The organism is Martelella sp. HB161492 (assembly GCF_013184775.1).
Classification (GTDB): Bacteria; Pseudomonadota; Alphaproteobacteria; order Rhizobiales; family Rhizobiaceae; genus Martelella.
Genome location: NZ_JAATVV010000002.1, coordinates 140,964 through 152,202, shown reverse-complemented (window position 1 = coordinate 152,202; position 11,239 = coordinate 140,964). Strand labels below are relative to the sequence as shown.

General features: G+C 58.8%; 12 protein-coding genes and 1 tRNA gene. 5 read left to right on the top strand and 8 right to left on the bottom strand.

Going from position 1 to position 11,239, the window contains the following annotated elements; translation table 11 throughout:
* The first annotated feature begins 57 nt into the window (after window positions 1-57).
* Window positions 58-131, top strand: a tRNA-Cys gene (locus HCK86_RS03470).
* 342 nt (window positions 132-473) lie between these two features.
* Here HCK86_RS03470 and HCK86_RS03465 read toward each other — a convergent pair.
* From HCK86_RS03465 to HCK86_RS03450, 4 genes are all read right to left on the bottom strand, one after another.
* A complete protein-coding gene (locus HCK86_RS03465; protein WP_176083093.1) occupies window positions 474-719 on the bottom strand; it encodes a hypothetical protein in 246 nt (81 codons plus the stop codon).
* A 32-nt stretch (window positions 720-751) separates the two neighbouring features.
* Window positions 752-991 carry a 30S ribosomal protein S21 gene (rpsU, locus tag HCK86_RS03460; RefSeq protein WP_176083092.1) on the bottom strand — a complete coding sequence of 80 codons (240 nt, stop codon included), beginning with the start codon at window positions 989-991 and terminating at the stop codon, window positions 752-754.
* Window positions 992-1,018: 27 nt separating this feature from the next.
* Complete coding sequence (locus HCK86_RS03455; RefSeq protein ID WP_176083091.1) at window positions 1,019-1,306, bottom strand: cold-shock protein; 288 nt, start codon at window positions 1,304-1,306, stop codon at window positions 1,019-1,021.
* A gap of 110 nt (window positions 1,307-1,416) precedes the next feature.
* Entirely contained in the window at window positions 1,417-1,626 is a 210-nt protein-coding gene (locus HCK86_RS03450; protein ID WP_176083090.1) for a cold-shock protein, read from the bottom strand.
* Between the two features lie 785 nt (window positions 1,627-2,411).
* Here HCK86_RS03450 and HCK86_RS03445 point away from each other — a divergent pair.
* Window positions 2,412-4,082: an arylsulfatase gene (locus HCK86_RS03445; RefSeq protein ID WP_246739443.1), complete on the top strand. Its 1,671-nt coding sequence runs from the start codon at window positions 2,412-2,414 to the stop codon at window positions 4,080-4,082.
* Between the two features lie 326 nt (window positions 4,083-4,408).
* Here HCK86_RS03445 and HCK86_RS03440 read toward each other — a convergent pair whose 3' ends face one another.
* The 4 genes from HCK86_RS03440 to HCK86_RS03425 form a co-directional block, all read right to left on the bottom strand.
* Window positions 4,409-4,891 carry a nucleoside deaminase gene (locus HCK86_RS03440; RefSeq protein WP_176083089.1) on the bottom strand — a complete coding sequence of 161 codons (483 nt, stop codon included), beginning with the start codon at window positions 4,889-4,891 and terminating at the stop codon, window positions 4,409-4,411.
* A 209-nt stretch (window positions 4,892-5,100) separates the two neighbouring features.
* Entirely contained in the window at window positions 5,101-5,946 is an 846-nt protein-coding gene (locus HCK86_RS03435) for a zinc ABC transporter substrate-binding protein (protein WP_176083484.1), read from the bottom strand.
* Between the two features lie 62 nt (window positions 5,947-6,008).
* Window positions 6,009-6,881, bottom strand: a complete 873-nt coding sequence (locus HCK86_RS03430) for a metal ABC transporter permease (protein ID WP_176083088.1) — start codon at window positions 6,879-6,881, stop codon at window positions 6,009-6,011.
* Window positions 6,878-7,633 carry an ABC transporter ATP-binding protein gene (locus tag HCK86_RS03425; RefSeq protein ID WP_176083087.1) on the bottom strand — a complete coding sequence of 252 codons (756 nt, stop codon included), beginning with the start codon at window positions 7,631-7,633 and terminating at the stop codon, window positions 6,878-6,880. The genes HCK86_RS03430 and HCK86_RS03425 overlap by 4 nt, the downstream gene beginning before the upstream one ends.
* Window positions 7,634-8,192: 559 nt before the next feature.
* On the opposite strand from HCK86_RS03425, the gene mscL reads away from it, so the two are divergent.
* From mscL to HCK86_RS03410, 3 genes are all read left to right on the top strand, one after another.
* A complete protein-coding gene (gene mscL, locus HCK86_RS03420) occupies window positions 8,193-8,639 on the top strand; it encodes a large conductance mechanosensitive channel protein MscL (RefSeq protein WP_176083086.1) in 447 nt (148 codons plus the stop codon).
* Between the two features lie 174 nt (window positions 8,640-8,813).
* Window positions 8,814-9,935: a lysine-2,3-aminomutase-like protein gene (locus HCK86_RS03415; RefSeq protein WP_246739442.1), complete on the top strand. Its 1,122-nt coding sequence runs from the start codon at window positions 8,814-8,816 to the stop codon at window positions 9,933-9,935.
* 281 nt (window positions 9,936-10,216) lie between these two features.
* Window positions 10,217-10,987 carry a hypothetical protein gene (locus HCK86_RS03410; RefSeq protein WP_176083085.1) on the top strand — a complete coding sequence of 257 codons (771 nt, stop codon included), beginning with the start codon at window positions 10,217-10,219 and terminating at the stop codon, window positions 10,985-10,987.
* The last annotated feature ends 252 nt before the right edge of the window (window positions 10,988-11,239 follow it).

The window sequence follows — 11,239 nt, the reverse complement described above, 5'->3', positions numbered from 1 at the left end:
CGCTCGGATAAGAATCTGTCTAAATCCGCGCCAACGCTTCGGTTTTGCCGAAGTAGGGGCCTCGTGGCGGAGTGGTTACGCAGAGGACTGCAAATCCTTGCACCCCGGTTCGATTCCGGGCGAGGCCTCCATTTTGCCACACATCGCCAATCAAGCTATTGAAATTACTTTGTAATTTTCTTTGGTGTGGCAGCCGGGAACGTACCGGCCTTCTCAGGTGTGGCTGCGGGCGCTGCAAGCAGTGTCTTCTTCCCTCAGATTTTTGCTGTCAATCTGGAATGTCCCAGCGCAATGCAGGTCGAGGCTCAGTTGGCCGGCGACTGGCAGCATATGGACGCCGTGCACCTCGGTTCATGACCGCGCTGAGGCCGCAGGCGAAAAACGGGGATTGCCAACGACATGCAGGCCCCGCCTGTTGCGGCACTGCAATCGTGCCAGCTGCTTCTGATATCCGGATCGCCCTGCACCCAAAATCACTTGACGGTGGACGACGCTTTTCGGGCTGTCTTGCGCTGCTTTTTGGCGGGGGCTGTCGGTCCGGCCTCGGTATGCGCTGCTTCATGCTGTTGTCTCAGATTGCGAAGTCTCTCGGTCTTCTGGATGCGCTTGGCAGCTTCATCCGCAATGATTTCTCGTGCAATCTGATCTGTCGTTGCAGCCTTGTCGCCGGTGGTCGCCTTGCTGTCCGGTTTGAAAAAATTCTGTTTGGTTGCTGGCATCGGTGTCTCCCTGAGGTGACAGTGGTCGTCGCTCAGCGCGAACGGACCACCTTTTTCTTGGGCGCGGGCAGCAAGCCTTCGCGCTGAAGTTTCTTCCGCTCGAGCTTGCGATGGCGCCGAACGGCCTCGGCCTCTTGCCTGTTTCTCTTCTCGGAGGGTTTTTCATAGGCGCGCCGGGCGCGCATTTCCCTGAAAATGCCCTCGCGTTGCATCCTTTTCTTAAGGACGCGCAATGCCTGTTCGATATTGTTGTCTCGAACGATAACCTGCAAAGTAATCTCCTGACGCGGATGTTTCCGCTATTTTTTTGTCCTGAAGGCATCGGGATTGATCCAGCTCTTGCTGGAGATCCGTGACGCGGCCTCGGCTGCGGGCTTGCGTTGCGAGGCGGTCGATGGTGGTTCGATGTCGTCTTGCTCGATGGTTCGCTCGAACACCTCGTTGTCGAGGCGGATTCGATACCGGACCAGAACCTGCGGCTCAGGGAGCAGTGAGACGACCCGGCCGCTGCCTTGCGGATAGATGCTGCCTGGCTGGAGCTGTTTCAGCACGACACGGTCACCGGGGCGGTAATGGATAACGGGCATGTAAACCTCCCGTGGAAAAATAAAAGTCCGGGCGAACCCGACCTCTCACAGTCACTCAGCGACGCTGCCAGTACATCCGTGGTCAGCGGGAGCGAATGACACTAACTTTTTCAGGCTGCCTGAAGATTGTCAGCCGCAGTCTTGCCGGACTTGCGGTCCTGAACAAGCTCGTAGCTGATCTTCTGGCCATCGGACAGGGCGCGCATGCCAGCGCGCTCGACAGCCGAAATGTGAACGAAAACATCCGTTCCGCCATCATCAGGCTGGATGAAGCCGAAGCCCTTGGTGCTGTTAAACCACTTCACGGTACCAGTGTTCATAACGATTTCCTTTCAAAGCAATCGTTGTTGTTCCCGCTATACCTTGCGGGATTAGATCGATTATTTGATAGGAAATCCGACAGGAGCGAAGCTCTGGACTGAAGTCACAAGCAATGGTCGATAACGTTGATATAATCTCAATTTCTGATTTTGCAAGAAGATAATTGGCGCGCGTCCGAATGATTTCGAATTTCGACCAGTCATCAGGCTCCCCGGAATGAACGTCCGATGGCTAATCACCGGGCGAAATCGCGTTCCTGACAGGTCTCTCCCCAAACGTCCGGCTGATGCTGTGTTGCGCCTGGCTGCGGCTTTTCATTTGGCTTGCTCCCCGGTTCGGCGCTCCCGGTCTGGGGCGGCAAGTATTGGCACATGACGGGTCGATCGGTTTCGGTCAAACCGTACTGGTTATTTGGAGGGTTTTGGTTTCTATTCGCCGTGCTGCTAACCGCTTTCCCGATTTCATGATTACGCAATCATCTGACTGATTTGACGTTGAATTTAATATCAACACTCTGGTTATCTGCAGAATTCATATCTTCTTGTGTTTTGATTTGACTAATTTTTTCAATATGAAATATTGACCCGTAATAATAATATCATGGAAACTATCTATTGTCTGAGCTGGCCGGCCGGGCCTTTTTGCCTGAATGCGGTAATTTTCAGCTGATGCGTGAAGCCGGCTCCAGGCTGACGACAATGACGGGGTCCCGTTGTTTCATGCCTGCCGGTTTGACCTTCGATCATCTGAATGGTCGATATGTTCAGGATCCTGGGAGCGGGCAATGCAAGATAATCCTGACGATATGACTGAGACCAAGGCAGCGAATGGCAGCGGCGTTACGCGCCGCAACCTGCTTTTGAGTTCGAGTGTCCTGGCCGCCTTTACCAGTCTGGCGACGGCGTCGACGCCGCGCCGTGCTCGGGCGCAGTCAATGCCGAAGAAGAAGCGTCCGAATATCCTTGTCATCTGGGGCGATGACATCGGCTGGCAGAATGTCTCTGCCTATGGCATGGGAACAATGGGCTATCATACGCCGAATATCGACCGTATCGGCAATGAGGGCATTCGCTTTACCGATCATTATGCGCAGCCGAGTTCCACGGCGGGGCGCGCGGCCTTTATCACCGGGCAGTATCCGATCCGTTCCGGCATGACCACGGTCGGCCAGCCGGGCGCCGCCCTTGGGCTGCAGGCAGCTTCGCCCTGTCTGGCGGAGAACATGAAGGCGGCAGGCTATCGCACCGGCCAGTTCGGCAAGAACCATCTCGGCGACCGCAACGAACATCTGCCGACCGTTCATGGCTTTGATGAGTTCTTCGGGAACCTGTATCACCTCAATACCCAGGAAGAAGCCGAGCAGCGCGACTATCAGCGTTTCGGCAAGGCTTTCTCCGGTAGTCTTGAGGCCTATGAAGAGCGTTTCGGCACGCGCGGCGTGCTGCATAGCAAGGCAACCGATTACGACGATCCGACCGAACAGCCGCGTTTCGGCCGTATCGGCAAGCAGACGATCGAGGATACCGGTCCTCTGACCCAGGAGCGGATGAAGAATTTCGACGCTGCTGAGGTTATCCCGCGCGCGATTGATTTCATGTCGGCAGCGGTTGATGCGGATGAACCGTTCTTCGTATGGGTCAATACCAGCCGAATGCATCTCTATACGCGGCTGGACGAACAGTGGCGCTATGCCGCTGAGGACTATACCTCGGAAGCTGATCTCTACGGCTCGGGGATGCTGCAGCACGACCATGATATCGGCGTGGTGCTGGACTGGCTGGACGCCAATGGTCTCGCCGAGGATACGATCGTCTGGTACTCGACCGATAACGGACCGGAGCATAATTCCTGGCCGCATGGCGGTACCACGCCGTTCCGCGGCGAGAAGATGACGACCTATGAAGGCGGCGTGCGGGTGCTGTCCATGCTGCGCTGGCCGGGCGTCATTCCTGCAGGCCAGGTGCTCAACGGCATTCAGGCGCATCAGGACATGTTCACCTCGCTCGCCACGGCTGCGGGCATTGAGGATATCAACGGCCAGGTGATGGAGGAAAAGCAGCAATATATCGATGGTCTGAACAATTTTCCCTACTGGACCGGGGAAATGGATCATTCCGCCCGCGACCACATCTTCCACTACTATGAGAGCAAGCTGACAGCCGTCCGGATGGGGCCGTGGAAATTCCATTTCTCGACCAAGGAAGACTATTACGCCAATCTCGTTCCGCGGACGGCGCCGCTGGTCTTCAACCTCCGAATGGATCCGTTTGAAAGCTATGATTCGATCGATGCCTATGGCCATCTGATGCAGAAGGTGTCCTGGCTGGTGCAGCCGATGAATGTGCTGATGACGCAGCATCTTGCGACGTTGAAAGAATATCCGCCGGTTCAGGGCGGGGCGTCTTTCGACATGTCAAATGTCGTCCAGCAATATCTGAGCAGCGGCATGGAGTGACGCAGGACTGACCGTCGGATCCCCGCACGGGCCGTTGGCCCGCCTGGGCGGGCAGATCTGACGGGGCAGGGGAAGAAATGGCGGCGGCTCGCCTTCAACCTGTCGGCGGGCCGTCTCACGGCCTCGTGTCGCGACATGTGCCCGTTCCCGACATATGAATATGAAATGGGGCTGCCGGCCCATTCAGATGATCCTCGCCCGCGGTCCTGCGAGCGAGGGCCTAGCGCATCGGCTCGAAAATCGGAATCGATTTTCGGAAAGCACGATGCGTAGATTCAATAGCCCAGCGCATCGTCCTTTGTGCATCCGAACGGATGCACGGCGCTCTAGCCCCACATGCCTTCATGCGCTCTGGCGGCCTCATCCTCGAGCAAGGGGCCGATGACCTCCACCTTGCGCTGGCCGGCATCGAAGACGGTGCGGCAGGGCAGGTCGAGCGTCGGATTTTCCGGGTGGTTGCCGGTAATCGCCTTCAGGCGTTTTTCGGACAGGCCGTAGACGACGCGTCTGATCCCGGCCCAATAGGCTGCACCCGCGCACATGGCGCAGGGTTCCGCGGAGGTATACATGGTCGCCGCTTCCAGCTCTTCGGCCGAAAGGCCGATGGAAGCGCGCGTCATCAGAACCCGTTCGGCATGGCCTGTCATGTCATGATCCGGCATATAGGCATTATGCTGGGTCATCAGCACCTCGCCCTGGCCGCTGACGAGAATGGCGGCGAAGGGGTGGCTTCCGCTTTCCCTGGCCTTTTCGGCTTCGCCAAGGGCGATCCGCATAAAAGCCTCATGGTCGTCCGGGGCAATTTTCATGGCGATCTCTCCTGTCCTGCCGCACTGTCGCCAAAGCCGTGCAGCTTTACAAGAGCGTCTGTCTTTACAAGAGCGTCTGTCGATCCATCGCATGTGAGGGGACCGGTGTTGCCTTCGCGATAAAAGGCAACCGCCATACCGGTTGCTGAAGCCGGGGGGCGTTCTCGCGCGCTGCCCGCCGGCTGTCACCGGCGAGCAGCGTTTTGCCATTACTGTGCGATCGCCTTGACGATCTGATCGGTATTGTACTGCATCAAGTCGAGATAAGTGGGGGCAGGCCCATCGGGTCCGGAGAGCGATTCCGGGTAGAGCTCGCCGCCCGGCTCTGCGCCCGTTGCATTGGCGATCTGCTGCACCAGGCGGGAATCATTGGAATTCTCGATGAAATAGACCTTCACGCCCTCTGCCTTGATCTGGTCGATCAGCTGGGCGACATCCGATGCCGAGGCTTCCGTTTCCGTCGAGACGCCAAGCGGCGAGAGGAAGGTCACCCCATATTCCGCGCCATAATAGCCGAAGGCGTCATGGCTGGTCAGCACCTTGCGGTTTTCTTCCGGCACCGTGGCGATCTCTGCCTTGATGTTGGCGTCGAGGGTTTCGACCTTCTGGCGGTAGGCATCCGCCGATGCCTTGATCCCGGCTTCGTCCTCCGGGTCGGCCTTCACCAGGGCGGCTTCGATATTGTCGATCCAGATCAGTACGTTGGCGGCACTGTTCCAGACATGCGGATCGGTGACGGTCTCGCCGTCCTCATTCATGTCGTGGGTCTTGATGCCGTCGGAGACGATGATCGGGGCGACATTGCCACCGGCAGCCTTTGCCAGGCGGTCAAACCAGCCCTCAAGTCCCTCACCGCTCAGAAAGGTAGCCGCTGCAGCATTGATCGCCTTTGCATCGTCGGGGGAGGGTTCGTAATCGTGGGGATCGCCATTGGCGGGGACAAGGCTCTTGACCTTGACATAATCGCCGCCGACATTTTGCACCACATCGGCGAGAACCGAGAAACTGGCCACGACATCAATGGTTTTGGCGGAGGCAGGCGTCAGGCTTGCCATGACCAGCGCAGACGAGCCCGCGAGCGCGAAAAGCAGGTGTTTCAATGGGGTACTCCTTGGAATTAGCCCGCCAGATGCGGACGTTTGACGAGGCGCCGGACCCAGCCGGACGGACCGGCAACAAGGGAAGCGCCATAGATCAGGCTGGCGGTCAGAATGATCGTCGGCCCGGAAGCGAAACCGAGGTGATAGGAAACGAGAAGCCCGACAAAGCCGGAAACGGCAGCACTTGTAGCCGCCACGACAAACATGGCGGGCAGGGTGCGCGCCCAGAGCTGGGCAATGGCCGCCGGCAGCATCATCATGCCAACCGCCATCAGCGTGCCGAGCGCCTGAAAGCCGGCGACGAGGTTGAGAACCACCAGCAGCAGGAACAGAAAGTGATAGAGCGGGCCGAGACCGCCGACGGCGCGGAGGAAGCCGGGATCGAAACATTCGGTCACGAGCGGCCGGTAGACCAGCGCCAGCATGATCAGGGTGAAGGTGGTGATGCCGCCGACGAGAATGATTGCGTGGGCGTCGATGGCGAGGATCGTTCCGAACAGAATATGCAGAAGGTCGATATTGGAGCCTTTGAGCGAGACGATCAGTACGCCAAGCGCCAGAGAGGTAAGGTAGAAACTCGCGAAACTCGCATCCTCCTTCAGCGATGTGGTGCGGCTGACAAGGCCCGATAGCAGGGCGACACTCAGACCCGCCACCAGGCCGCCAAGGCCCATGGCCAGAAGCGACAGGCTTCCGGCGACCAGAAAGCCAACCGCGGCGCCGGGCAGTACCGCATGGCTCATGGCATCGCCCATCAGGCTCATGCGGCGCAGCATCAGCAACACGCCGACCGGACCGGAGCTGAGGCCAAGCGCCAGCGCGGCCACGAGGGCACGCCGCATGAAGCCGTAATCAATGAACGGCTGAAACAGGAGTTCATACGGGCTCATCGGGCGTTCACCGCATCGCGCTGGCACAGCTCCGCCGCCTCGTCAAAGGCTTCAGCCAGCGCGCGTGCATTGAAAAGATTACGCGACGAAAGCGCGGTCTCGGTTTCACCCCAGGCGATCATTTCCCGCGCCAGAAGCAGTGTCTGCGGAAAATGCGCACGGACCTGATCGAAATCGTGAAGCACGGCAATCACCGTTCGCCCCTCGCCATGCCAGCGCATGACGATATCGAGAAGGTCGCGCGTGGTCCGGGCATCGATTGCGGTAAAGGGTTCATCCAGCACGACAACGCGGGCATCCTGCAGCAGCAGACGGGCAAAAAGCACTCGCTGGAACTGGCCGGCGGACAGCGCTGAAATCGGTCGTCTTTCGAAACCTTCGAGACCCACGGCGGCCAGCGCCTCTTCGGCCTGTCGCGCTGTTTCCCGCGTCATGCCGCCGAAGGCGCCGATCTTGCGCCATGCTCCCAGCATCACCGTGTCGGCGACGCTCAAGGGAAAATGCCGGTCGATCTCGGCGGCCTGGGGCAGGTAGCCAAGGTCGCGCACCATCAGGCCGCCGCGGTCGATACGCCCGGCAGCAGGGGCAATTTCCCCCATAAGGGCCTTGATGAGGGTCGACTTGCCGGCGCCGTTCGGACCGGCGATTGCCGTCAGGCTGCCCGGCTCAAACCGGCCGGTCAGGTGGTGGACGGCGGGATGGCGGTCATAGGCGAGCGTGACATTGTCAAAGCAGATTGCAGCAGGCTTCATGGCAGCGACACCGCCCAGAAAATTGCCAGCCACAGGAGCGCGAGAATGATCAGAACGCCGGCCAAACGCTGGTGAAAGGGACGGGCGAGCAGCGAAAGGCGGGGCGGAGGAGCAGCTTTCATGAGGGAATGTTACGCTCTTTTGGTATTGATATAACATTACAGTAATGGTTTATGCTGATTCCGGCATGGACCAGGGCTGTATCGGTGTCTCGATCGTGCCGGCAGGTGCTGCCCGTCAGGTCTGAATTGCGACGGAGCCGCAGCCTGTTTCAGCCGATAACGGGCTCAATCGATTTGGCTGAGATTTGAATATGTAATGTTATTACGTTTGTCAATGAGAATGTTATAAAGTTACGTTCTTTCTGTCCGGTCAATCGGCTTTTCCCCGCACTGGCTGGACCGGTTGGCTTTTTCGTTCGTCATCGCTTTCATTTTTCGGTGGTTCCGGCGACTAAATGGTTGAATTATCTGCGCTGTCGTCCATCCTGACATCCAGATGGGGAAGCGGCCGAGGAGCGGAGCTTTTTTCATGTCTTGCTGGAAGGGACGGTTACAGGATGTTGAAGGAATTCAGAGATTTTATATCGCGCGGCAATGTCATTGATCTCGCGGTTGGTATCATCGTCGGCGCCGCCTTTACGGCGATCGTGCGTTCGCTGGTGTCCGACATCATCGACCCGATCATCGGTCTGATTGTCGGCGGCGTCGATTTTTCCGACATGTATGTGGTGATGTCCGGCGAGGTTCCGCCGGATACGGGGCTGTCGGCGGCACGTGAAAGCGGCGCTGCGATTTTCGCCTATGGCGCCTTCATCACCTCGGTGATCAATTTCGTCATCATCGCATTTGTCGTCTTCCTGCTGGTCAAGGCGGTCAATCGCATTCGCGCTGCGGCGGATCGCAAGCAGAAGATCGAAGAGGCGCAGCCCGCAGCACCGGCCGGTCCGACCGAGCTTGAGGTTCTTCTGGATATCCGCGAGGAGCTGCGCCGCCGCGATGCCTGATCCTGCGTTGCGCCGGATGGGTTTTTCCGCACGGTGATGGTCGCTGGGTACGCAAATATCGACGCCAGAATTGTCAAAAGGCCAGCGGATCGGCTAGAGCGTGTCCACGCGTTTGCCCGTTGGCTGAAGACCCGTCTTCGCTCCGGGTGCTTATGGTGGTGCGGATTGGATGGGATGATGCAGCAAGATGACCGGCCGGTTCTGAGAAAAGCGGTCACGACAACCGAAGGCCTGAGAGCGTCGGGCCTGGTTGAGGCGGGCGATGTCGCGCAGCTGCGTGCCGTTGCCGATCAATTCTCGATCAGGCTGACGCCGGATGTTGTCGACAGCATCGCGGTGGCCGGCCGTGCTGATCCGATTTATGCGCAATATGTGCCGCACCGTCTGGAGCTTGAGGCCCATGACGAGGAACTCGCCGATCCGATTGGCGATGATGTCTATGAAAAGGTGAAAGGCATCACGCATCGCTATCCTGACCGTCTGCTGCTGAAGCCGACCCATACCTGCCAGGTCTATTGCCGCTTCTGCTTCCGGCGTGAAAAGGTTGGCAAGGCGGAAGAGGCGCTGTCGCGTGATGAGCTGGATGCCGCGCTCGACTATATTCGCGGGCACGAGGAGATTTTCGAAGTCATCCTGTCGGGCGGTGACCCTCTGGTTCTGTCTGATCGGCGCATCGCCGCGCTGATGACGGGGCTTGGTGACGTTGCTCATGTCGGAAGCATCCGCATCCATACGCGGATCCCGCTGGTCGACCCGGGACGGATCGGCGAAGATCTGATCGCGGCTTTGCGGTCTTCGCGAAAGGCCGTCAGTCTCGTCATTCACGTCAACCATGAGCGGGAACTGGGCGAACCGGTTCGGGCGGCGATCGCGCGACTGGTCGATGCGGGCATCCCGCTGTTTTCGCAATCGGTTCTGCTCAGGGGCATCAATGATGATGCGGCAGTGCTGGCCGATCTGTTTCGCGCTCTCGTGCGCAACCGGGTCAAGCCCTATTACCTGCATCATCTCGACAAGGCGCGCGGCGTCAATCATTTCCGGGTATCGGTGGAACGCGGCCAGGCGCTCATGCGGGCGCTGCGCGGATATATTTCCGGTCTCTGTCTGCCGACCTATGTGCTGGATATCCCCGGTGGTCACGGCAAGGTGCCGATCGGCCCTTCCTATATCACCCGTCGTGAGGACGGGTCCTATGAGGTCACCGACTATCTTGGTAACCGGCATGACTATCGCGAGATCGGCGAGGGCGGCGCACGCGCCATGGCTCCAGCAGGCCGTGAAGACATCCAGAATTGATGAATGTAAGATTTTGTGAAGCCATGCCCTGTTGCTGGCCGGCGCTATTGGCGCTGTCGGTTGCAAGTGATTGAATGATCGACATAATTGCATCTATTCAGAATTGCGCCCCTGCAGGGCGGGCGGCATCTTTCTTCTCCTGTTCCGCCTTATATGCCGTATCAGAGCGGAACAAATGCCTGCGCGCTCCATTTTGAGGTTAACGCCATGAGTTTAGTGGCGTGCAACCAATTGGCCGGTTGTATGGATGTGGACCGGTCCCGCGAAATGGAGGAGATGACATGCATAAGCCTATCAAACGGGCCGGGCTGACCTCCGGTGTTGCCCTTGCCCTTGTTCTTGCAGCTGGCGCCTCGGTTCCGGCGAATGCGCTCGACGTGAATATCGGTGGAGAAAACGGCGTCAATGTCAGCACGTCACTCGATGCCAGCGATGGTGTCGATGCTGGTGTTACGGCCAGCGTCGGCGGGGATAATGGCGTCAATGCCGATGTCGACGCCAGTGTCGGCGGCGGCGATGGTGTCGAAGCCGATGCGACCGCCAGCGTTGGCGGTGAGAGCGGCGTCAATGCTGATGTGGATGCCGATGTCGGCGGCGGTGACGGCATATCTGCAGATGTTACGGCCAGCGTTGGCGGCTCTGACGGACTTGATGCAAGCGTCGATACGGATATCGGCGGCGGCAGCGGCGTTTCTGCCGATGTCGATGTCAGTTCGGGCGGCGATTCCGACGGTTCCGGCGGCTCCAGCGGATCTGACGGTTCTGACGGCTCCGACGGGGGCAGTGATATCGGTGGATCAGGCGATGGATCACAGTCCGGTACCTCTGGCGACGGATCGGCCATTGGCGGTGGCACGAACGGTTCCGGCAGTTCTGGCAGCGGCACATCGTCGCCCGATCGTGCGGACCGACGCTTGCTGGCTGGCTATGATAACCTTGCCGCCAACGAACAGCGTGTCGTGGTCAAGCAATGTGCGCAGGTTCTTCTGTCGCTGCAGAATTATGATGCCGGGCTGCAGAAGCTGTGTGCTCTGGTCAATCGCTACCGCTAGAGCCTCGTCATGCGGCTGCAGCAGGCGGGCAGGGTGCGACCTGATTCGATCCTGGCTCGGCCTGAAGATGCCGCCATGAAGCGCTAAAGGGGCGGGGACAGTGCGATCTGTCCCCGCCCTTCAGCGGCGAAAGATGCTGTCTGGCAAATGACAAAATTGAAACAGCCCCATTCTCACGCCTTGCCACATCAGGTCAGCGCATTTATGAAAAATGCAGCGGAACGGACTGTTTCGCACGGTCGAGCGAGGCGA

Excerpts from the sequence above, each read along its gene's own strand:
- HCK86_RS03465 (WP_176083093.1), bottom strand. The coding sequence starts at position 719 with ATGCCAGCAACCAAACAGAATTTTTTCAAACCGGACAGCAAGGCGACC.
- HCK86_RS03415 (WP_246739442.1), top strand. The coding sequence starts at position 8,814 with ATGATGCAGCAAGATGACCGGCCGGTTCTGAGAAAAGCGGTCACGACA.
- mscL (WP_176083086.1), top strand. The coding sequence starts at position 8,193 with ATGTTGAAGGAATTCAGAGATTTTATATCGCGCGGCAATGTCATTGAT.
- HCK86_RS03435 (WP_176083484.1), bottom strand. The coding sequence starts at position 5,946 with ATGGCAAGCCTGACGCCTGCCTCCGCCAAAACCATTGATGTCGTGGCC.
- HCK86_RS03410 (WP_176083085.1), top strand. The coding sequence starts at position 10,217 with ATGCATAAGCCTATCAAACGGGCCGGGCTGACCTCCGGTGTTGCCCTT.
- HCK86_RS03455 (WP_176083091.1), bottom strand. The coding sequence starts at position 1,306 with ATGCCCGTTATCCATTACCGCCCCGGTGACCGTGTCGTGCTGAAACAG.
- HCK86_RS03425 (WP_176083087.1), bottom strand. The coding sequence starts at position 7,633 with ATGAAGCCTGCTGCAATCTGCTTTGACAATGTCACGCTCGCCTATGAC.
- HCK86_RS03450 (WP_176083090.1), bottom strand. The coding sequence starts at position 1,626 with ATGAACACTGGTACCGTGAAGTGGTTTAACAGCACCAAGGGCTTCGGC.
- HCK86_RS03440 (WP_176083089.1), bottom strand. The coding sequence starts at position 4,891 with ATGAAAATTGCCCCGGACGACCATGAGGCTTTTATGCGGATCGCCCTT.
- HCK86_RS03445 (WP_246739443.1), top strand. The coding sequence starts at position 2,412 with ATGCAAGATAATCCTGACGATATGACTGAGACCAAGGCAGCGAATGGC.
- HCK86_RS03430 (WP_176083088.1), bottom strand. The coding sequence starts at position 6,881 with ATGAGCCCGTATGAACTCCTGTTTCAGCCGTTCATTGATTACGGCTTC.